This is a genomic window from Enterobacter cloacae complex sp. 2024EL-00214, from assembly GCF_043945575.1.
Lineage (GTDB): Bacteria > Pseudomonadota > Gammaproteobacteria > Enterobacterales > Enterobacteriaceae > Enterobacter > Enterobacter cloacae_P.
This window is the reverse complement of sequence record NZ_JBIMRC010000006.1, coordinates 1-21,291: the sequence shown is the minus strand read 5'-3', so window position 1 is coordinate 21,291 and position 21,291 is coordinate 1. Positions and strand designations below refer to the sequence as shown.

Here is a 21,291-nt window from a genome sequence, read left to right as displayed (position 1 = left end):
GTATTTCCAGTTAATATTCACCAGCTAAATATTTAGTGGCGTGTCTATCAAGGAAAAATAATGACTATAAAAAAATCAGCGCTGGCGGCAACGATCGGCGCGGCAGTGGCATTGACGTCTTTTGCATCTCAGGCGGAAATCACCGTTCTTAAACAAGATCCACAGGCGGGTAACCCGCTGAGCCGTCTGAACTTCACCGTTGGCGGCAGTATCCGTCCTCAGTTCAACATGATGACGGGCGATGGCGACAAAGGCTCCTACAAGCGTAACGGCTTCGACGGCGGTACCCGTTTCCGTTTCGCAGCGGACTACTACCTGTTTGATGACATCAGCTGGGTAAGCTACTACGAGCTGGGTGTCAACATTCCTGCGCTGTTCAACTGGGATAATCACTACAAAGAGGGGGCTAACGACACCTCTCGCCGTATGCTGTATACCGGTCTGAAGAGCGACACCTGGGGTACGCTGACCTTCGGTCAACAGAACAGCGTTTACTATGATGTGGTTGGTGCGAAAACCGATATCTGGGACTACGACATGATTGGTCAGGCACCAGGTAACGGTATCAACGGCGACTACGACGGTTCTTACCGTTCACGTAAGATGCTGAAATACAAGAAAACTGTGGGCGATGCTGATATCTATGCATCCTACCTGTTCGAAGACAACGAATACCTGCCAGGCAACGGCCTGCGTTACAAACGTAAAGGCGGCGGTTCACTGGGTCTGGATTATCACCTGACCAAAGATCTGACCTGGGGTACGGCGTGGAACTACACCCGTGCGGATATGCGTAACCCGGAAAATGGCGATAGCGAAACGTACAACCAGAACATCCTGGGGACTGCGCTGAGCTGGAAACCTGACAACTGGACCTTCTCTGCTGGCGGCGGCTGGTATCAGAACTTCCTGACCACCAAAAAAGTATCCACTGACGACTACTTTGCGGGTGATGCATGGGGTATTGAGTACTTCGCAGGCTACAAATTCCCAATCAATCAGTATGCGGTTAAATCCATCCAGCCTTACTTCATGGGTGACCGTATTGAATACGTGAATGGCCGTAACTACCAGCGCATCGACAACGGTGTGGGTATCAGCTTCCAGCTGGATTACGGTTTCCGTGTTGATTACGAACACGTGTTCACCTCCAGCACCGACGATCTGGGCGATATGAACCTGGTCCGTCTGCGTTACGACTTCTAAGTTCTGACCCTCTCCCGGAAAGGGAGAGGGGAAACATGCAGGCCGGGTAAGGCGTAGCCGTCACCCGGCTTTTTTCAGCGTGCAAGCCACCCGGCAACCTCTTCGAACGTTCCGCGATAGACAATCTTGTCCGCTTTCTTTTCAAGCTGATAGCGGTACATCGGGTCGTAATAGTCATTCAGCAGCGGCGCAAGCCAGCTAACGTGTGCTCCGGTTCCACCTGAACGTTGCTGTTCCAGGAGCGCGGCATCCAACAGCGCTGTGAATTCAGCAAAGCGCTGCAGCCCCAGACGGCGGCGAATGGCGAACAGGCCGTGGTGCAGATAGTCGCTGTACTCTTTCCAGCCCAACTCTTCACCGAATGCGGCAGAAAAATCCGCCCACATATGGTCGAAATACTCTTCACGCAGACGCTCAAGACGGATTTCAAACGGGTCTTCTACCACGACGATGGCGGCTTGCACCATGCGGTCACGCAGACACTCCGGCAGGTGGTTAGAGCCAATCATCCGGCCTTCATCTTCGAGCACCCAGCGTGCGGCATCTTTTTTTAACAGCTCAACGGCCAGCTGGTTTTCAAAACTCGCCTGCGAGAGTTGCGGTGTGAGCGTGCGACCAAACGACGAGCCGCGATGGTGCGCCAGTCCTTCCAGATCGATACCTTGCACATGCTGTTTCACCAGCAGCGTTTTACCGCTTCCGGTACAGCCGCCAATCAGCACCATCGGTTTTTGCACCTGCTCTGCGGTGGCCTGAATCGCCGCCTGGCGCAGCATTTTATAGCCACCTCTGATCAGCGGGTAATCAACGCCGGCCTCTTTTAGCCATGCCTGAGTAATATGCGAGCGCTGGCCGCCGCGCGCGCAGCAGAGATAGCCGTGAGGATGTGCCAGGCTTGCTTCGCGCCAGGCGTTGATGCGGTCGTCACGGGTTTTACCGGAAACCAGGCTATGACCGAGTGCAAGGGCGGCTTCCGGCCCCTGGCGTTTATAGCAGGTACCGACGGCGGCGCGTTCGTCATCGTTCATCAAAGGCAGGTTGAGTGCCGCAGGCATCGCACCCTGTGCAAATTCGATCGGCGCGCGAACGTCGATTAAAGGGGTATCGGACGCGAGGATCGCGCGATAATCCGTTCCATCGTTCATGGTTATTCCAGAAATCAAAACAGCAATGGACGACGATTTTACGCGCGTGAGATGAAGCCGGGGAAGGGGAAGATCAACTCCCCGGCACTTATCGCTTATTTAAGCTTCGATTGCGCCCAGACAATACCGCTCGCGTATTCTGGCGGTAACAGTGGGATCATCGCTTCCAGGGTGGCGCTCAGGCGGCCCGTGTCGGAATCGTTCAGGTTCAGGTGACCCACTTTACGACCCGGACGCACCTCTTTGTCGTACCAGTGCAGATGCACCAGCGGCAGCTTCAGCCAATCGTAGTTCAAATCGGTACCGATCAGGTTGATCATCACTGACGGGCTGTTCACTACCGGTTGCGGCAAGGGTAAATCAGTAATGGCGCGCAGGTGCAGTTCAAACTGGCTGATGGACGCGCCGTTTTGCGTCCAGTGGCCGCTGTTGTGTACGCGTGGAGCCAGTTCGTTGATCAGCAAACCGGACGGCGTGACGAAGCACTCCATCGCCATTACGCCGACATAACCCAGCTCGTGCATGATGGCGGAGAGCATGTCTTCTGCCTGCGCCTGTTGTGCGGCAAGAGCCTGCGGGAACGCCACGCTGGTGCGCAGAATACCTTCCTGATGCAGGTTATGCGTCAGCGGATAAAACACGGTGTGGCCGTCATGCGAACGAGCGCCCACCAGCGACACTTCGCCGCTAAAGTTGATGCCCTGCTCAACGATGCACTCACCGTAGCAGTCATCCGGCAGTTCAGCGGTTTCGTGTGCACGCAGACGCCACTGTCCACGGCCGTCATAACCGCCCACGCGACGCTTCACAATAGCCAGTTCGCCCAGCATGTCGAAGACGTCAGCCCATTCGCTTTTGTCAGACAGCAACTGCCACGGCGCGGTTGCAAGCCCGAGTTTATCGAACAGCTGCTTTTGTGTCAGACGGTCAGCAATAATCGGGAACACATCGCGGTTCACAAAGGCGTTATGACGCGCCAGTTCACGCGTCAGCGCGGTTTCCGGCCAGCGTTCGATCTCTGCGGTAATCACGCTCTGGTGAAACGGAACGGCTTCCGGTTCGTCATCCAGGCCGACAGGCCAGACGCTAATGCCCAGCGGCTCTCCGGCCTGACGCAGCATGCGGCCCAACTGACCATTGCCGAGGACGCAAACCTGCTTCATGCCGCACCCCGCGGATCCGGGTTGTCCAGCACCTCGTCGGTCTGGGCTTTACGCCACTCCGCCAGACGCTGATGTAATGCTTTATCGTGGGTCGCCAGAATTTGCGCGGCCAGCAGAGCAGCGTTTGCTGCCCCCGCTTTGCCAATCGCCAGCGTACCGACAGGAATGCCGCGCGGCATCTGAACGATGGAATAGAGGCTGTCGACGCCGCTTAACGCCGCGCTTTGCACTGGAACGCCCAGTACCGGCACCAGCGTTTTGGCGGCAATCATGCCGGGCAGATGTGCTGCGCCGCCCGCACCGGCAATGATCACCTCGTAGCCGTTCTCTTCAGCGCTTTCGGCGAAGCTGAACAGTTTGTCGGGTGTGCGGTGTGCGGAAACCACTTCAACGTGGTGCGGAACATTCAGGATTTCGAAGATTTCGGCGGCGAACTGCATGGTAGCCCAGTCGCTTTTGGACCCCATCACGATGGCGACACGCGCCGGATTATTGCGGGAAGACATGCGTCTTAAAACTCCTGTGGTGCGAAACACACTGCTTTCGAGGGCACAGAGAATAGCATGTAATACGGGCAAGGAAAACGGTTGCGCGGCTAAAACTTGAGCCGTTGTGGACCTCCGCGCATAACAAAACAGACCGCATTTGGCGGTCTGTTTAGCGAAAGTCTCTGGCGATTTTTACAGGAGATTGCCTGCTGTCAGGTTTTCTTTATCGAATGCATGGCCGACATCAATATGATTTTCCATGCTGGTGTCGATATTCGAACCTGCTTCTGGGATGGAGAAGCGATTCTCCGCCGCCATCGCGCCAGTGGACAGGACAGCGGCCAGCAGCAGGGCGCTCACGATGCTGATTGTTTTCATTCTCTGTTCCTTGCTCATCGTATTGTCGCTGTCGCTTGTCTGTTTACTGGCGGCACGGCAATCAGGGGTCTTATTTCGTCAGTTCTGCAGTCATGTGAACGCGGTTGTTGAACCGTGCGCTGGTGATTTTGTAAGACGCACCCTGTTCAGCAGCCTGAGCGGCAATTTTGGCTTCTGCGCGGTCAAGGGTAGAGGCGGTAGCGCTGACGCTCTGAGCGAAAGAACCGAAAGAGATCATAGAGAGAGCAGCAACTGAAACGAAAGTTTTGATGGATTTCATGGTCGTATTCCTTAAGTATTTTGTCTTGGATAGGACGTGTTGCCCTGATGTGATAAATAATAGAGCGACCACGGATTGGTTAAAACCGAAACAATTTGCGAATGTTATTCAAAAAAAATGAATGATATTAAACGTGCAGTGTGGGGGGAATTCAGAAAGGAAATGCGATCAGCTCGACGCCTTCAGGCGTGACTTTCACCATCGACCCTTCACTGTGCCAGGCACCCAGTACCACGCGGTGGGCGGGTTCGTCGTTGGCCGTCAGTGTGTGTACGTCCGGGCGATGGGTATGGCCGTGGATCAACCACTGGACGTGGTGCTTTTCCATCACGCTGACAACTGCCTGGGGGTTAACGTCCATGATGGTCATGGATTTGCTGCTGTTGGCGGCCTTACTGCCCGCGCGCATTCTGGCGGCGATGCGGTTACGGATAAACAGCGGCAGAGCCAGGAAAACTTTTTGGATCCACGGGGTGTGGACTTTGGCGCGAAACGCCTGGTAGCCGGTATCGTCGGTGCAGAGCGTGTCGCCGTGCATGATCAAAACGTTACGACCATAGAGGTTGAGCGCCTGTTCTTCAGGCAACAACGTCATACCGCTTTCACGGGCGTAGCGCTTACCGAGCAGGAAATCACGGTTGCCGTGAATGAAGTAGCAGGGGACGCCGGAATCAACCAGCGCTTTAATGGCTGCCGCCATTTCGTGATGGAGCGGGTTGGGATCATCGTCGCCAATCCAGGCTTCAAACAGGTCGCCGAGGATGTAAAGCGCATCGGCGCTTTTCGCTTCACCGCGTAAAAAACGCAGAAAACCGGCGGTGATCGCCGGTTCTTCTGTTTGCAGATGCAAATCTGCAATAAAGAGTGTCGCCACGAATTACTCGCTGACGGTCACGCTTGTGATCACAACGTCTTCTTTTGGAACGTCCTGATGCATACCGCTGCGGCCAGTAGAAACGGCTTTGATCTTGTCAACGACGTCCATGCCTTCAACGACTTCGGCAAATACGCAGTAGCCCCAACCCTGCAGGCTTTCGCCAGAGAAGTTCAGGAAGTCGTTGTCAGCCACGTTAATGAAGAACTGTGCGGTAGCAGAGTGAGGAGCCTGAGTACGCGCCATTGCCAGCGTGCCACGGGTGTTTTTCAGACCGTTGTTCGCTTCGTTTTTAATCGCTTCTTTCGTCGCTTTCTGGTTCATGCCAGGTTCGAAGCCGCCGCCCTGGATCATAAAACCGTTGATTACGCGGTGGAAAATGGTGTTGTTGTAGAAACCTTCGCGGCAGTAGTCCAGGAAGTTTTTAACTGTTTCAGGCGCTTTGTCATCAAAAGTCTTGATTACGATATCGCCATGATTAGTGTGGAAAGTAACCATTTTTGCATCCTGTTCCGTTATTGTGGTGCGTCAACCCGTGTTCGGGTCACATATAGGGGCTTGTTATAGCATAACCACAGGATGCGATCACCTTGCATTGTGTGCTGCTTCGGGTTTGAATTACGGGTAGAATACCCGGTTTTCGTCCACACACGTGTTTACATGGAATCTTCGATGTTAAAAATCTTTAATACAATGACGCGCCAAAAAGAGGAATTTAAACCTATCCATGCCGGGGAAGTCGGCATGTACGTGTGTGGTATTACGGTTTACGATCTCTGTCATATCGGCCACGGCCGTACGTTTGTTGCCTTTGACGTAGTTTCACGTTACCTGCGTTTCCTGGGCTACAACCTCAAGTACGTGCGCAACATCACCGACATTGACGACAAAATCATTAAACGCGCTAATGAAAATGGCGAAAACTTCGTCGCGCTGGTCGATCGCATGATCGTGGAAATGCATAACGATTTTGATGCGTTAAATATTCAGCGTCCGGACAGCGAGCCGCGTGCAACCCACCATATTCACGAAATTATCGACATCACCGAAAAACTGATCGAACGCGGTCACGCTTACGTAGCGGATAATGGTGACGTGATGTTCTCGGTACCGACTGATCCAACTTACGGCCAGCTTTCCCGTCAGGATCTGGATCAGCTGCAGGCCGGTGCCCGCGTTGACGTGGTCGACGTGAAGCGTAACCCGATGGACTTCGTGCTGTGGAAGATGTCCAAAGAGGGCGAGCCAAGCTGGCCGTCTCCGTGGGGAGAAGGGCGTCCTGGCTGGCACATTGAGTGCTCGGCAATGAACTGCAAGCAACTGGGTAACCATTTCGACATTCACGGTGGCGGTTCGGATCTGATGTTCCCGCACCACGAAAACGAAATTGCGCAGTCTACCTGTGCCCACGGCGGCGAGTATGTTAATTACTGGATGCACTCCGGGATGGTGATGGTTGACCGCGAGAAGATGTCGAAATCACTGGGCAACTTCTTCACCGTGCGTGACGTGCTGAAGTATTACGACGCGGAAACCGTGCGTTACTTCCTGATGTCCGGCCACTATCGCAGCCAGCTGAATTACAGCGAAGAGAACCTGAAGCAGGCGCGCTCTGCGCTGGAACGTCTGTACACCGCACTGCGTGGTACCGACAAGTCCGTCGCGGCAGCAGGCGGTGAAGCGTTCGAAGCACGCTTTGTTGAGGTGATGAACGATGACTTCAACACACCAGAAGCCTATTCCGTACTGTTCGATATGGCGCGTGAAGTGAACCGTCTGAAATCTGAAGATATGGCTGCCGCTAATGCGCTGGCGTCACATCTGCGCAAACTCTCTTCCGTGCTCGGCCTGCTGGAGCAGGAGCCAGACGTGTTCCTGCAGAGCGGGGCGCAGGCGGACGATGGCGAAGTGGCAGAGATTGAAGCACTGATCAAGGCACGTCTGGAAGCGCGTCAGGCGAAAGACTGGGCGGCGGCAGATGCAGCACGTAATCGTCTGACCGAAATGGGTATCATCCTGGAAGATGGCCCGCAGGGCACGACGTGGCGTCGTAAGTAAGCCTGTTATGCCCGGTGGCGCTTATGCTTACCGGGCCCACAGGAGCATGAGTGTAGGCCGGGTCAGGCGTAGCCGCCACCCGGCTTTTTTTATGCCGATTCTCTGGTGATAAGCTGCCCGGAAAGGGTGATCCGTTGCGTTTGCAGCCCAGGCTCTTTCAGATTGCGTATCATCAACCCGGCGGCCTGGCGTCCCGTTTCTTCGCTGGCGGATGAAACGTAAGTAAACGACGGCGAGGTGAGGTTCACGTGCAGCATATCTTCAAAACCGACCAGCGCGACCTGTTGGGTTAAAAACACATCTTTCCCCACGGTACGTCCCACCTGATGAATGCCGGAAATAGAGCCGATCATCGCATCCGGTGAGTGGCAGAGCAGGGCGGTGATGGTGTTGTTCTTTTCCAGTAGCTGGCGAGTGGCAAAACCTGCCGCCAGCGTATCATCGCTACAGGCAGGAGAATACTCGTCACGCCAGAGCAGCCCGTTTTGCGTCATTGCGCTGCGAAAGCCGAGCAGGCGCTGCTCGCGGATAAGACAACCTTCACGCCCGCCAATGTAGGCAATATTGCGGTGTCCACGCTCAATAAGGTAACGCGCCGCAAGGTTTGCCGCCTGGCGGTTATCGCGCATCACCAGGTTGCATTTTTCGTCCAGCAACGACTGGGAGACCGCTACCAGCGGTAAGGGACACTGGCGGATGTGTTCCGGCAGGGCGGCAGTGCGAGTGTCAGAGGCAAGGTAAATCACGCCAGCCACGCCTTGCTGTTTAAACGACAGCAGACAGCGCTCAAGATGGTCGTGGTCGTTCAGCGGCTGGCCGAGAAAAACCATATACCCCTGTTTTTCCAGCTCCTGAACAATGCTCGCCATCACCTTGATGGAAAAGCTGTCGCTGAAATCGCGCAGGATCAGGCCAATCAGGTTGGAGGTGTTGGCGCGAAGGTTGGCTGCGGCAACGTTATGCACATAGCCCAGCGTATTGATGGCAGCATTGACCTTCCCGATCGTTGCCTCTGAGATTTTCCCTTTCTGGCGTAGGACCAGCGAAACGGTAGAGACCGAAACCCCCGCGTGCTTTGCCACATCAATAATGCTGACTTTCTTCAAAACTGCTCCCTGAAATTTACCCATTATCAGCCAGTTAAGACAACGTCTCCCAGCGTACAGGAGACGTGTCGTTCAGGCATCTTATTATTTGCCGATTATGGTGGACATGGTCTGGGCGATAAACTGTGCTCTGGCACCGAAAATCACCTGGATGCCGTTGTCTCCGACGAAGACCACGCCGCGTGCGCCCAGGCCGTTGAGGCCGTCTTTATCCACCGCATCGCTTTTCGCCACTTCCAGGCGCAGACGGGTGATACAGGATCCGACGGAATCGATGTTATGTGCCCCGCCCAGCAGACCGATGATCTCAGTTGCGATTTCAGTGTCGGTTTTATCGTCTGCACTGGCGGTGACTTCGGTGCGGCCCGGCGTTTTCACGTCGAAACGACGGATAACGAAGCGGAACGTGAAGTAGTAAATCATCCCCATTGGAATGCCGATGATAATGGCGTTCAGGAAGTTGGTCTGGTAACCGTTAAATGATGGCAGGATCCCGAACGACAGATAATCAATAAAGCCTGCAGAGAAAGATTTGGCAATATGGGCATGCAGCAGGTACATGGTCATGTAGGCCAGACCCGCCATAATGGCGTTGAAGACGTACAGAACTGGAGCCACAAAGATAAAGGTGAACTCAACCGGTTCGGTGATCCCCGTCAGGAAGCAGGTAAGTGCCGCAGAGAACAGAATACCGGCAGCAATTTTCTTATTCTTCGTGTGCGCTTCGTGATACATCGCCAGGCAGGCCGCAGGCAGTGCAAACAGCATCAGCGGGAATTCACCCTGCATGAACTTACCGGCATTTTGGTACGTATCGCTGCTGAAAGACTTCGCCCCTTCTTCCAGCATTTTGAACCAGATGGTCTGGTCACCGTGGATCACCTGGCCTGCCTGGGTGGTGTAGTCCCCAAACGAATACCAGAAAGAGGGATACCAGATGTGGTGCAGACCAAGCGGGATCAATGCGCGTTCCACCAGACCGAAGATAAAGGTCGATGCCGCCTGATTATCCCCGTTAGCGACAACAGAAAGTGCATCGATACCGGACTGAATATGTTGCCAGATATACGGCAACAGCAGGCCGAGCAGGAACGACAGAAACGCCGTTGCAATCGCCACAAAGCGTTTACCGGAGAAGAAACCGAGGAACTCCGGCAACTGCATGGTGTGAAAACGGTTGTAACACCATGCAGCGAGAATACCGCAGATAAGACCGCCAAAGACGCCCATCTGCAGCGTCGGGATGCCGACGACCATCGCATATTTCCCGCCCTGAGAGGCCATCTCCGGCGTGATGCTGAGCACGGTATTGATGGTGATGTTGGTGACAAACACTGAAACGGCCGCAGAGAGCGCCGCAATGCCCGATTCTGACGCCAGACCGACAGCGGAGCCAATCGCGAAGAGCATCGGCAGGTTATCAAAAATAACCCCGCCCGCGTTCATCATCAGCGGCAGGTGGAACTTATCGCCAAAGGCCAGCAGCAGGCCCGCAGCGGGAAGCAGTGAAATTGGCAGCATTAAGGCGCGACCAATCATCGATAACTTAGACAGCGATTTAACAAACCCTGATATCAGACTCATGCTGATTTCCCCCCGAGTAGCGCTTTTTATGCGCTGTTATTGTAAGTAGAACGTTTTAGTAGAACGTTCTACTTATCGTGAGGAAAGTATGAAAACCGCGCAACTTAATTTTCACATTTCAACAGATGAAATAGTGATTATTTGAAGTTGATCGATAATTAACCTCGATAGATGTGGGGGATTTTATCCCCTTTCTGCGGGGTACGCTTCGGGGAGAGGCGGGTTTTTTCCCGGCGCTGCGCCTGGTTACAGTGGTACAGCGGTGTGAGTGATAACGCCAGGCCCCTGGTGACGTGTTATATATGGTCAAGGGTTCATGCAAATGCATGAACCCTGATAACAAATGCAGTTTAATCGATGAGTTAATAAAAACGGATGATCAATTGCTTCTGTTTTTTACAATTACTTTTTTATGAATTTACCGTAATTGATGCTGTAGTGATTAAGTCAGATAGCTCGGTTTCGTTAAATAATCTTGCACGATAGCCCTCCGCAGGGAATTGAGGCGCGCCATCAGGTAGAGAAATAACATCATAGATGGTGGCAATCATATTACCGTTCACATCAGAGATAAAGAATGAACGGGCGTGGTTAGTAAAAATAACGAAGTAATCATCATGGTCAAACACTCCCCCCATAAAATCGGTCCACTGGATGATGGGGGTTGTTGGCAGTTCAATCGGTGCATGAATTTCCACTGCAGTTTTTGCTGCTAAGTCTACAGCATAGAATAGAATGCGAGCCGGAGGTGTTGAATAGGTATCGGTGGTTGGATCATCATTTATAGGGCGAATGACAGGGCTTCCATCTGCACCAACACAGGATCTATTATCAAAGACAGATAAAACAAATTTACCTACAGTAGGGTCGATATTTCCTGCAAATGCACTGTTATTAGTGATGCACACAGTGTGAGCACCATTTTCATAGTTAGTAATTCCGGTATTATCGATATGAGTAGTCGCTTGAACTGCCGGGAATTGAGGGTTGAAATTACCCGTGTCGATCGCCCACAAGATACTACCATCAACGATAGATACGCCAAAAGTTGTACTCGTGGTGCGAGAGTGCGTAATAATTGCTTCCTCATTGTTTGGACTGCTTTGGATCCATGTGAGTGAATTCAAATGAACATCATTAGGTGTGTTGTTATTTAATATCTGAGAGCCGCTATATTCACTGGTATAGTTTTTTGCCCAAATCATTTTACCTGTCTGATCGTTGAACTTCAGGATACAGGAGTCTTGTGCCATCGTATTGCTTATTCGATTAGGACTATCGCTACCAAACATATAGATATCGCCTGCTGAGTCCCAGACTAAATCGTGAGTGTTTGAATAGTGATTGCCATTAGAATCACGCATGTCGAATTCAAAAATGACATTACCGAGAATGTCAATTTTGAAAAAGCGTCGACCGTACCATGAAAAATCTTCATCGCTACCGGTATAAATGTAGCCATTGTGAATTCTCAACGGCTGGAGATGATAAACCGATAAAAAATTAAAACGCAGGTCACCGTTTTCATCGTAACCTCGGCCAGTTGATTGCATTAACCAACTATTTCCCCAGACAGATGTAAATAACGTAGGATCTGTTTGTTCAATATCGAGGTGGAAGATAACGGATGGATCATAGACCTGATCCACCGTGCTAACAGAGAATGGTTGGTTGTAAACCTCAGTTCCAGTTTCGTCCTTAAACACAACCTGGACGTTGTTGGCATATTGCGCGTAAAGGCCAATAACAGGGATTTTTATGGTTTGAGAAACGGCATAAATCAGATCCGATGTATAGGTAAAATCTACGCTGGTTGGGCTGGTTGTCCTTTTTGATACAGTGTAAGAATAACTTACTGGTGTATCTGAAGTAAAATAAATATATGCAGCGAGCTGATTGTCGGCCGGTGCAAGTTCAGTTTTAACATAAGTAATTGTCATGATTGAATTCCTTTTTGGTTCGTAAAATATTTTTGTCAGGGCAGCACGATGTCGCCAATAAAAAATAGCGGGCTGTTTTGACAGTGTGCAATAACCTTACCGTGAAGATAATAGATTGCCTTTGGTTGTTTGTTGAAAAATAAGATGAATATAATCTGGTTTTATAATTCTCCTTTTTCTATACTGGCTGCGTAAACAGCGATAGGTGTAATCGTTTTTTAGATACTCTTAAGGATACATTTTTCGTGAGAGTTGAAAATGAACGCCATCCTTTATTTCCGTCCAGTTACCTCCCCACTCAACATCAACATTCAACTCACGGGCCGCCTGAAACACAGCTGTTGCAATTGTCTGGTAATGTTTAAACTCCCATGACGCCGTACCATTGATAACTGCGAATATATCAACGGCATGCCCCGTTAAATGTCTGCTTTTCGACGTTAATGATTTTCCTGATGCCAGTAGCTCAAGTTGCCGTTTTTGGGTTCTTAACCCTTCTGAAATACCGAAATCAATCGGTGATAATTTCAATGCTTTTCTCATTACATCAGAAAGATCCTTATGTACACCTTTAAGATTCCTTTCAGTAGTCTTACTGAATTCATGATTTATCATTATTCTCTCCAGAGATTTTCTTCCAGTAATAATTAAGGGCGACAACGCCCATTGCACCTGATATACCACTAACCGCAAGCGAAGTATGAAATACTGTTCCGAGACTTTGTGACATCAATCCAGCAAGTACGCCGGTAAATCCTGACACGATAATTTGTGCCAATGCCGCGAATAAATTTCTTCCCGACTGACCAGACTTAACGTCAAGGAGATATCTAACAAGACCTCCCCATGCGCCGAATAATATTATGTAGATCCAGCTAAAAAATGCATTTGATGATGGGTCTTTCCATGGCAAAACAATTACCTCCATAGATTTTTTAAGTAAAAAATTTTACCGCATGATGAGATTACTTTTTCGTAAAAAGCTATATGCATGTGCTATGCAGTAAATAATAAACGTTGAGCAACCCTGTTTCGTGATGGATGTCACACGGAATGCAATTAATAGATTTTGTCGATCAATTTTTGTGAAATGATAGTTATGTATTATTGATGGTGAAGATTATATTTAGTAGTGGAATACATAAGAGAGAGCAGGGGGAGAGGGGGTAACCCGATAGTGCGAGGACTACCGGGTTGGGGGTGGGAATTATGCTGTAACCGTAACGCTCTGACCTTCAAAGCTCACGGTCTGACCTGCGACAATCTTACAGCGCTTGCGGGTTTCCACCGCGCCGTCGACTTTGACCAGCCCATCCGCGATCGCGATTTTCGCCTGCGCGCCACTTTCGCTCCAGCCTTCCAGCTTGAGCAGATCGCACAGCTCAACGTGCGGGTGTTTACCTAAAGAAAAATTGGCCATTTTTACGCGTCCTCTACGTCGTGATACTCCTCGCACGCCTGCAAGGTATTCTGAATCAATGTTGCTACGGTCATCGGGCCAACACCGCCCGGTACTGGGGTGATGTAAGACGCACGCGCTGCGGCATCTTCGTAAACCACGTCGCCGACAACCTTGCCGCTTTCCAGACGGTTAATTCCGACGTCCACGACAATCGCACCCTCTTTAATCCACTCACCTGGAATAAAGCCTGGTTTACCCACTGCGACGATCAGCAGATCGGCGTTTTCTACGTGGTGACGCAGGTTTTTGGTGAAGCGGTGGGTCACGGTGGTGGTGCAACCAGCCAGCAGCAACTCCATGCTCATCGGGCGGCCAACGATGTTGGATGCACCAATGACAACGGCGTTCAGGCCGTAGGTGTCGATGTTGTAGCGCTCCAGCAACGTGACGATCCCGCGAGGGGTGCACGGACGCAGGCGCGGTGCACGCTGGCACAGGCGACCCACGTTATACGGGTGGAAACCGTCGACATCTTTGTCTGGTGCAATACGCTCCAGCACCTTCACGTTGTCGATGCCCGCAGGCAGCGGCAACTGAACCAGAATACCGTCGATTGCTTTATCGGCATTCAGGGTGTCAATCAGCTCAAGCAGTTCTGCTTCGCTGGTGGTTTCGGGCAGATCGTAGGAGCGGGAGACAAAGCCCACTTCTTCACACGCTTTGCGCTTGCTGCCGACATAAATCTGCGATGCCGGGTTGCTACCAACCAGCACAACAGCCAACCCTGGGGCTCGTTTTCCGGCCGCTCTGCGCGCCTTCACTTTTTCCGCAACCTCAGAGCGCACCTGCTGCGCAATCGTTTTACCGTCAATAATCTTTGCTGCCATCAGAGAGAAGATTCCGTCTGTAACGTTTGAAAGGGGGATTGCCTATATTTTGTCAGAAGCGAGCGCCGCTGTCAGTCACCCTTTGCGAGATTTCCACAACTGGCTGCAAAACCCCTGGTTTTGACATGGTCAATTTCCTAGGCGGGATTAGGATGTGGCCTGGTGAAATGGCAGCGTTTTGACATATTTTAATATTCGTTCCTGAGCTACTTTGTCTCCTCCGAAATAAGCTTTCAATTAATCGATTGAACGTATTTCTTATTCCCGGTTTTTCGCGGGAAGGGTTATTTACATTTTAAAGGAATAGACATGAAATTCAGCAATATTGCATCTACCGTTGTTGCCGCTCTGGCCCTGGTCGCGGGTGCCGCTCATGCAGAAGATACTACTACGCCCGTTTCCGTTAATGGCGGTACCGTGCATTTTAAAGGTGAATTAGTGAATGCCGCGTGCTCTGTTAATACGGCATCTTCTGAACAGACGGTTAATCTGGGTCAGTACCGTACCGCGAAATTCACCAAAGTGGGCGACACGACCTCCAATATTCCATTCACTATCGAACTGAATGATTGTGATCCACTGGTAGCAAAAACTGCCGCTGTTGCTTTCACCGGTCAGATTGATGCGACCGATAAAACCCTGCTGGCGGTATCTTCTGGCAGCAACGACAACGCCGCGAAAGGCGTGGGTATCGAGATCCTCGACAGCAAATCCAGCACGCTGACACCGGATGGCGCGACCTTCTCTGCCGCACAGAACCTGATTGAAGGCACCAACACCCTGAACTTCACCGCGCGTTATAAATCCACGGCGGCAACTGCCGAGCCAGGCCAGGCGAACGCGGACGCCACTTTCGTAATGAAATACGAATAATTCCTCTGCACAGGGATGTTTAGGCCTCAGGGATGAGGCCCGTCATACGCTAATGCCAGGAACGAAGGATGACAAGGATCGGGAAACTGCTGCTAGCCCTTACGATGGCTCAACCAGTATTTGCACATACCGTAGTGATCGACGGCGGCAAGGTTCACATCAGAGGTGAGCTGGTCAACGGTGGGTGCGCCGTGGCTCCTGACAGCCAGAGTATGCGTATCGATATGGGGCAGTACCGGACCAATTCCTTTTCCGGCGTGGGCAGCTTTTCAACGGTCAACGTGCCTTTTACCGTACGACTGCTGGACTGCAGCGTGGATGTCTCGCGCACCGTAGGGATCCAGTTCCAGGGCGTCACGCCGGCGGAAGATCCACAGGTTTTTCTGGCGACATCACGGCCTGGTGAAACGCCCGTGAGCAGCGGTGTTGGGTTGGCACTTTTTGACGAACAGCAACGCCAGATTATCCCGAACGCGACGGCGGTCAGCTGGTTGCCCATCAATACCCAGGAGCTCGCGTTTCATTTTAGCGCCCGCTATCGGGCTATTTCCGAACACCTCGTGCCAGGCAATATTCAGTCAGATGTCTGGTTCACGTTGATTTATCCATAACGCCTTCTACGCCTGCGAACATATTATTAAAGGTATTGTTGTGATGAACTCCCTAATTAAGCCAGGACTGATTTTATCTTTTATTTTGCTGATGGTTTCTGCTTCCGCCAGTGCCTCCGGTGGTATTGCACTGGGGGCCACGCGCGTGATTTATCCGGCAGACGCGAAACAAACTTCGCTGGCGATCACCAACAGCAATAAGCAAGAGCGCTATTTAATTAATGCGTGGATTGAGAATGCCAATGGGCAAAAGGAAAAAACCTTTGCCGTCACGCCACCCTTGTTTGTCAGCGAGCCGGACAGCGAGAACACATTGCGCATTATTTATGCCGGTCCGGCGTTGCCCACTGACCGTGAATCGCTCTTCTTTATGAACGTGAAGGCGATCCCGTCAGTGAGTAAAACGAAAATGGAGGACAACAACGTCCTGCAGCTGGCGATTTTGTCGCGCATCAAGCTGTTCGTACGCCCGAATAAACTGGCGATGCAGCCGGAAGAAGCGCTGTCTCAACTGCGCTTTGAGCGTGTCGGCAACCACCTTAAGGTGAGTAATGCCTCGCCATATTACATCACGCTGGTCAACCTGAAGCTGGGCGGTAAGGCTCTGGACAACCTGATGATTGCACCTAAAAACTCGGCGCAGCAGGTGCTGCCGGATGCGGCAAGCGGCACTCTTTCCTGGCAGAGCGTGAATGACTACGGCGCGATTACGCCGGCGCGCAGCGTCAATCTGTGATCAGAGACAGGGCGATGAACAATCACCACGGGCGTTACTGCCCGGTAGCACTGGCGCTGATGGCAGCGCTCTGGCCGCAAACTGGCTGGAGCGAAAGCTACTTCAACCCCGCATTTCTCTCCGACGACACCGCTAACGTGGCGGATTTATCGCGTTTTGAACAAGGGCACCAGCAGGCTCCAGGCATCTATCGCGTGGATCTCTGGCGTAATGATGAGTTTATTGCCACTCAGGATGTGCGCTTTGAGCAGGCGACTGATGATACGTCACCGGTTGCGGGTGGGCTAACGCCGTGCATCACGCGCGCGATGCTGGACCGCTTTGGCGTCAATATTGCGGCGTTTCCTGAGCTGGCAAACACCAGGGGCGACACCTGTATCCCACTGAAGACGGCTATTCCCGGCAGCGTGGTGGCGTTCAATTTTGCCTCGCAGCGCCTTAATATCAGCCTGCCGCAGGTGGCAATGCAGAACAGCGCCCGCGGTTACATTCCCCCCGAACAGTGGGATGAAGGCATCCCTGCCGCACTGTTGAATTACAGCTTCACCGGCAACCGGGGGAGCGAGGACGACAGCTATTACCTGAACCTGCAAAGCGGGCTGAACTATGGTGCCTGGCGGTTACGCAATAATGGCGCATGGCGTTACACGCAAAACAACGGACAGCGGAACAGCAGCTGGCAGAATATTGGTACCTGGGCGCAGCGCACCGTGATCCCACTCAAAAGCGAGCTGGTACTGGGCGACAGCAATACCGGGAATGATGTTTTCGACAGCGTTGGTTTTCGCGGCGGGCGACTCTACTCCTCCGACAATATGTACCCGGACAGTCTGCAAGGCTACGCGCCAACCGTGCGCGGTATCGCCCGCACGCCAGCAAAAGTGGTCGTTCGTCAGAACGGTTATGTCATTTATCAGAGCTATGTTCAGCCCGGTGCGTTTGCTATTACCGATCTGAACCCGACCTCCTCAAGCGGTGACCTGGAGGTGACGGTCGAAGAGAAGGATGGTAGCCAGCAACGCTATACCGTGCCGTACTCCACCGTGCCATTGCTACAACGTGAGGGACGCTGGAAATATGACCTGGTGGCGGGGGACTACCGCAGCGGTAATAGCGAGCAGGATACGCCGTTCTTCACTCAGGGCACGTTGATTGCCGGCATAGCCGATGGCTACACGCTTTACGGTGGTACACAGCTGGCGTCGCGCTATACCGCGCTGGCCATCGGTGCCGGGAAAAACCTCGGTGACTGGGGCGCGGTTTCCCTCGATCTCACCCACGCCCGCAGCCAGCTCGCGGACGACAGCCGCCATGAAGGCCAGTCGCTGCGTTTCCTCTACGCGAAGTCACTTAACGGATTCGGAACCAACTTCCAGCTGCTGGGTTATCGCTACTCCACGAAAGGGTTCTATACCCTGGACGATGTGGCCTGGCGCTCAATGGAAGGTTATCAGTATGGCGATATCCAGGATGATGACGGCGTGCCGGATGTACAGAGTTATCACAACCTGACGTGGAATAAGAAAGGGCGTTTCCAGCTCAATATTTCCCAGTCGCTGGGGGATTACGGTTCGGTGTATCTCTCTGGCAGCCAGCAGAGCTACTGGGGAACCAGCGAGTCGAACGTCTGGTATCAGCTGGGTTACGCGGGCGGCGTGCAGGGGATCAACTACTCCGTGTCCTGGTCGTGGAACAAGTCCGTGGGGATCGACGGTACGGACAGGATCGCGTCGTTTAACGTCTCTGTGCCGTTCAGTCTGTTTACCCGCCACGGTTATCGCCGCGATAACGCGATCGACAGAGCCTACGCCACGGCGTCGGCAAGCCGTAATAGTGACGGTGACACCAGCTGGCAGACCGGGGTCAGCGGGACGCTGCTTGACGATCGTAACCTGAACTACAGCGTCACGCAGGGGCACACCAGTAATAACGGTGCAAGCGGCAGTGCCAGTGCCAACTGGCAGGCGACCTACGGTACGCTGGGCGCGGGGTATAACTACTCGCGCGATCAGCACGATCTCAACTGGCAGCTTTCTGGTGGCGTGGTGGGCCATGCCGATGGCATAACCTTCAGCCAGCCACTGGGTGATACCAACGTGTTGATCAAAGCTCCGGGGGCAACAGGCGTCAGCGTGGAAAACCAGACCGGGGTGAAAACGGACTGGCGGGGTTATGCGGTGATGCCGTATGCCACGGTCTACCGTTACAACCGCGTAGCGCTGGATACCAACACCATGAGTAACAACACCGACATCGAAAACAACGTGAGCAGCGTGGTACCGACCAAAGGCGCGCTGGTGCGTGCCAGCTTCGATACCCGCATTGGCGTGCGCGCTTTGCTGACGGTGAAGCGCGGTAACCAGCCGGTACCGTTTGGTGCCGTAGTGCGCGAAACCCAAAGCGGCGTGACCAGCATGGTGGGAGATGACGGACAAATTTATTTAAGCGGACTACCGCTGGAAGGTGAACTGTTGATCCAGTGGGGCAACGGGATGCAGTCCCAGTGTCGTGCGCACTATCGCTTACCGCCTGAAAGCCAGAGCCAGGCCATTACCCTGGCGGGGGCAAGCTGTGATCGCTAACAGGAACCCAATGATGAACATTTTCCGCAACGTAGCCGGTGTTGCCCTGCTGTGTGGCGCGCTGCCCGCGTGGGCGACGGTGTGCCAGAATTCGAATGGCGTCGCGAAGGACATCTCGTATGACCTCTCAAACGTTTTTAACAGCTCCAACAACAAACCGGGCCAAATTATCACCCTGGCGCAAAAATCCGGGATGGTGGGGGTCAGCGCGATTTGCCCGAAGGGAACCACCGGAAAATCGACTATGCGTAGTTATGTCACCGATCTACCTGTTACGACGGAGATCGACAGCTATAAGTATGTGCAGCTCAACGACTACCTTGACGGTGCAATGCAGATCCACGATGACTTCGCAGGCACGTTCTACCCGCCAGCAAGTTATATCCAGATGGGGCAGCACCCCAACGTGCCGAACAACAAGGCATTTCCGGTCACAGATTCAAAGCTGGTCTTTCGCCTGAGGGTGACGCGGCGGTTTATCAACATGGTGGTGATCCCACAGCAGACCATGTTCCGGGTGTATGTCACCACCACGTCGTCCGATCCGCTTAACACGCCGGTGTATACCATCAGCTACAGCGGGACGATTCAGGTTCCGCAAAGCTGTGAGGTTAATGCCGGCAGGGTCGTCGAGTTTGATTTTGGCGACATTGGAGCCTCACTGTTCAGCCAGGCCGGAGCTGGAAACCGCCCTCAGAAGGTTTCGCCACAAACTAAAACCATCGCCATCAAATGCACCAACGTAGAGGCTAATGCTTACCTGACGATGCGAATCGAAGCCGAAAAAGTCTCTGGTAATGCGCTGGTATCGGATAACGCCGATCTGGGGTTTGTGGTTGCTAACGAAAGTGGTACACCGCTCATCCCCAACAACCTGACCAGCAAAATACCGTTCCGTCTGGATGATAGCGCCCAGGCACAGGTGGCGATCCGCGCCTGGCCGGTCAGCATCACGGGTAACAAGCCTAAGGAAGGACGTTTCTCCTCTCGCGGTTATCTGCGCGTGGATTACGATTAAGGAGGCGAGATGAACATCTGGAGTCGATCCCTTGCGGCGCTGGTGCTGTTAGTGCTTAACACACACGCGCAGGCTGTCACCGCGCTGGGGGAAATCAATATCGAGTTGTATGGCAACATCGTCGATTTCACCTGCGTGGCAGAAGGCAGTGACAGCGATAAAACCGTCACGCTGGGTACCTGGCCGACAAAACAACTCAGTACGGCGGGAAGCCGGACGCAGCCCGTTCCGTTTACGCTGAAACTGACCGGATGCCCGCCGGGTTCAGCATCCATCACCTTTTCGGGTAAAGCTGAAGGAAGCGATAATAGTCTGCTGGCGCTGAATGATGCCAGTGCAGCCCGCAATGTTGCCGTGGAGATCCGCGACAGAGATAAAACTCGCCTGGCATTGCAGCAGGCCAGTCAGGCGGTTGCCGTTGATGCCGGGGGAAATGCAGAGTTGTCATTTTATGCTAATTATATTGCCACGGCAGATAACCCGCAGCCAGGTAGAGCCGATGCGGATGCTACTTTTATGATTAATTATAATTAGAACTGACCGCACTCCCTGCAACTCATATAAGTTGCAGGGAGTGAATTCAGATTACAGCAATTCGTGCGCTTTGGCATAATCAATTAATTCAACAATGCTCTGTACCCCGAGCTTGGAATAGATATTCGATTTATGTGCGCTGATTGTTTTGTTGCTCAATAATAGTTGCTCCGCAATCTCCTTATTTGATAATCCATTGGCCAGATAACGCAGGACGGTGACCTCGCGATTTGACAATGGCATATCAACCGCTGCTCCAGTTCGTGAGCCAAGATGATTTATAAAACTCAGCGTCTCCGAAGGAAGGTGCGAACAAGTTCCTGATATGAGATCATCATATTCATCCGGAGCGCATCCCAGAGGGACATCATGAGCCATCAACTCACCTTCGCCGATAGTGAATTCAGCACTAAGCGCCGTCAGACC

The 21,291-nt window shown here is 52.6% G+C and carries 23 protein-coding genes; 8 read left to right on the top strand and 15 right to left on the bottom strand.

Annotation, left to right across the window (positions count from 1 at the left end; all coding sequences use genetic code 11):
- The first annotated feature begins 60 nt into the window (after nt 1–60).
- A complete protein-coding gene (locus ACHHZ6_RS08660; protein ID WP_182919524.1) occupies nt 61–1,206 on the top strand; it encodes a porin in 1,146 nt (381 codons plus the stop codon).
- Between the two features lie 74 nt (nt 1,207–1,280).
- Here ACHHZ6_RS08660 and mnmH read toward each other — a convergent pair whose 3' ends face one another.
- The 7 genes from mnmH to ppiB all read right to left on the bottom strand — a co-directional run bounded on the left by mnmH (nt 1,281) and on the right by ppiB (nt 6,032).
- Nucleotides 1,281–2,351, bottom strand: coding sequence for a tRNA 2-selenouridine(34) synthase MnmH (gene mnmH / locus ACHHZ6_RS08655; RefSeq protein WP_196390940.1), 1,071 nt, complete (start codon nt 2,349–2,351; stop codon nt 1,281–1,283).
- A 95-nt stretch (nt 2,352–2,446) separates the two neighbouring features.
- The gene (purK, locus tag ACHHZ6_RS08650; protein ID WP_182274007.1) at nt 2,447–3,514 is read right to left on the bottom strand and encodes a 5-(carboxyamino)imidazole ribonucleotide synthase; all 1,068 of its coding nucleotides are present in this window, start codon (nt 3,512–3,514) and stop codon (nt 2,447–2,449) included.
- Entirely contained in the window at nt 3,511–4,020 is a 510-nt protein-coding gene (gene purE, locus ACHHZ6_RS08645) for a 5-(carboxyamino)imidazole ribonucleotide mutase (RefSeq protein ID WP_014882834.1), read from the bottom strand. The genes purK and purE overlap by 4 nt, the downstream gene beginning before the upstream one ends.
- Nucleotides 4,021–4,194: 174 nt before the next feature.
- Complete coding sequence (locus tag ACHHZ6_RS08640; RefSeq protein ID WP_182274009.1) at nt 4,195–4,380, bottom strand: hypothetical protein; 186 nt, start codon at nt 4,378–4,380, stop codon at nt 4,195–4,197.
- Nucleotides 4,381–4,450: 70 nt separating this feature from the next.
- Complete coding sequence (locus ACHHZ6_RS08635) at nt 4,451–4,660, bottom strand: YdgH/BhsA/McbA-like domain containing protein (protein WP_182274010.1); 210 nt, start codon at nt 4,658–4,660, stop codon at nt 4,451–4,453.
- Nucleotides 4,661–4,811: 151 nt separating this feature from the next.
- The gene (gene lpxH / locus ACHHZ6_RS08630; protein WP_395122094.1) at nt 4,812–5,534 is read right to left on the bottom strand and encodes a UDP-2,3-diacylglucosamine diphosphatase; all 723 of its coding nucleotides are present in this window, start codon (nt 5,532–5,534) and stop codon (nt 4,812–4,814) included.
- Between the two features lie 3 nt (nt 5,535–5,537).
- Nucleotides 5,538–6,032: a peptidylprolyl isomerase B gene (gene ppiB, locus ACHHZ6_RS08625; protein ID WP_023334762.1), complete on the bottom strand. Its 495-nt coding sequence runs from the start codon at nt 6,030–6,032 to the stop codon at nt 5,538–5,540.
- Between the two features lie 174 nt (nt 6,033–6,206).
- On the opposite strand from ppiB, the gene cysS reads away from it, so the two are divergent.
- On the top strand, nt 6,207–7,592 hold the full coding sequence (cysS, locus tag ACHHZ6_RS08620; protein ID WP_182274012.1) for a cysteine--tRNA ligase: 1,386 nt from the start codon (nt 6,207–6,209) through the stop codon (nt 7,590–7,592).
- An 89-nt stretch (nt 7,593–7,681) separates the two neighbouring features.
- Here cysS and malI read toward each other — a convergent pair whose 3' ends face one another.
- The 7 genes from malI to folD all read right to left on the bottom strand — a co-directional run bounded on the left by malI (nt 7,682) and on the right by folD (nt 14,511).
- On the bottom strand, nt 7,682–8,698 hold the full coding sequence (gene malI, locus ACHHZ6_RS08615; protein ID WP_196390942.1) for a Mal regulon transcriptional regulator MalI: 1,017 nt from the start codon (nt 8,696–8,698) through the stop codon (nt 7,682–7,684).
- An 84-nt stretch (nt 8,699–8,782) separates the two neighbouring features.
- The gene (locus tag ACHHZ6_RS08610; protein ID WP_395122093.1) at nt 8,783–10,282 is read right to left on the bottom strand and encodes a PTS transporter subunit EIIC; all 1,500 of its coding nucleotides are present in this window, start codon (nt 10,280–10,282) and stop codon (nt 8,783–8,785) included.
- Nucleotides 10,283–10,692: 410 nt separating this feature from the next.
- A complete protein-coding gene (locus ACHHZ6_RS08605) occupies nt 10,693–12,222 on the bottom strand; it encodes an aryl-sulfate sulfotransferase (RefSeq protein ID WP_395122092.1) in 1,530 nt (509 codons plus the stop codon).
- A gap of 228 nt (nt 12,223–12,450) precedes the next feature.
- The gene (locus ACHHZ6_RS08600) at nt 12,451–12,837 is read right to left on the bottom strand and encodes a M15 family metallopeptidase (protein ID WP_182274016.1); all 387 of its coding nucleotides are present in this window, start codon (nt 12,835–12,837) and stop codon (nt 12,451–12,453) included.
- A complete protein-coding gene (locus ACHHZ6_RS08595; RefSeq protein WP_395122091.1) occupies nt 12,824–13,150 on the bottom strand; it encodes a phage holin family protein in 327 nt (108 codons plus the stop codon). Before ACHHZ6_RS08595 ends, ACHHZ6_RS08600 begins: the two co-directional genes overlap by 14 nt.
- Nucleotides 13,151–13,429: 279 nt before the next feature.
- Nucleotides 13,430–13,642, bottom strand: a complete 213-nt coding sequence (ybcJ, locus tag ACHHZ6_RS08590) for a ribosome-associated protein YbcJ (RefSeq protein WP_004858878.1) — start codon at nt 13,640–13,642, stop codon at nt 13,430–13,432.
- A gap of 2 nt (nt 13,643–13,644) precedes the next feature.
- A complete protein-coding gene (gene folD, locus ACHHZ6_RS08585) occupies nt 13,645–14,511 on the bottom strand; it encodes a bifunctional methylenetetrahydrofolate dehydrogenase/methenyltetrahydrofolate cyclohydrolase FolD (protein ID WP_182274018.1) in 867 nt (288 codons plus the stop codon).
- Nucleotides 14,512–14,820: 309 nt separating this feature from the next.
- Between folD and fimA the strand changes: the two genes are divergently transcribed.
- From fimA to sfmF, 6 genes are all read left to right on the top strand, one after another.
- Nucleotides 14,821–15,384, top strand: a complete 564-nt coding sequence (gene fimA, locus ACHHZ6_RS08580; protein WP_182274019.1) for a type 1 fimbrial major subunit FimA — start codon at nt 14,821–14,823, stop codon at nt 15,382–15,384.
- 68 nt (nt 15,385–15,452) lie between these two features.
- On the top strand, nt 15,453–15,995 hold the full coding sequence (gene fimI / locus ACHHZ6_RS08575; RefSeq protein WP_182274020.1) for a type 1 fimbrial protein subunit FimI: 543 nt from the start codon (nt 15,453–15,455) through the stop codon (nt 15,993–15,995).
- A 43-nt stretch (nt 15,996–16,038) separates the two neighbouring features.
- A complete protein-coding gene (fimC, locus tag ACHHZ6_RS08570) occupies nt 16,039–16,731 on the top strand; it encodes a type 1 fimbria chaperone FimC (protein ID WP_182274021.1) in 693 nt (230 codons plus the stop codon).
- A gap of 14 nt (nt 16,732–16,745) precedes the next feature.
- Nucleotides 16,746–19,313, top strand: a complete 2,568-nt coding sequence (locus tag ACHHZ6_RS08565; protein WP_395122090.1) for a fimbrial biogenesis usher protein — start codon at nt 16,746–16,748, stop codon at nt 19,311–19,313.
- A 13-nt stretch (nt 19,314–19,326) separates the two neighbouring features.
- Nucleotides 19,327–20,331 carry a type 1 fimbria D-mannose specific adhesin FimH gene (gene fimH / locus ACHHZ6_RS08560; protein ID WP_182274632.1) on the top strand — a complete coding sequence of 335 codons (1,005 nt, stop codon included), beginning with the start codon at nt 19,327–19,329 and terminating at the stop codon, nt 20,329–20,331.
- A 9-nt stretch (nt 20,332–20,340) separates the two neighbouring features.
- A complete protein-coding gene (gene sfmF, locus ACHHZ6_RS08555) occupies nt 20,341–20,865 on the top strand; it encodes a fimbria assembly protein (protein ID WP_182919537.1) in 525 nt (174 codons plus the stop codon).
- A 51-nt stretch (nt 20,866–20,916) separates the two neighbouring features.
- Here the strand turns inward: sfmF and ACHHZ6_RS08550 are convergent.
- Nucleotides 20,917–21,291: LuxR C-terminal-related transcriptional regulator (locus tag ACHHZ6_RS08550; RefSeq protein WP_395122089.1), on the bottom strand; the 375-nt coding region annotated here is incomplete at its 5' end.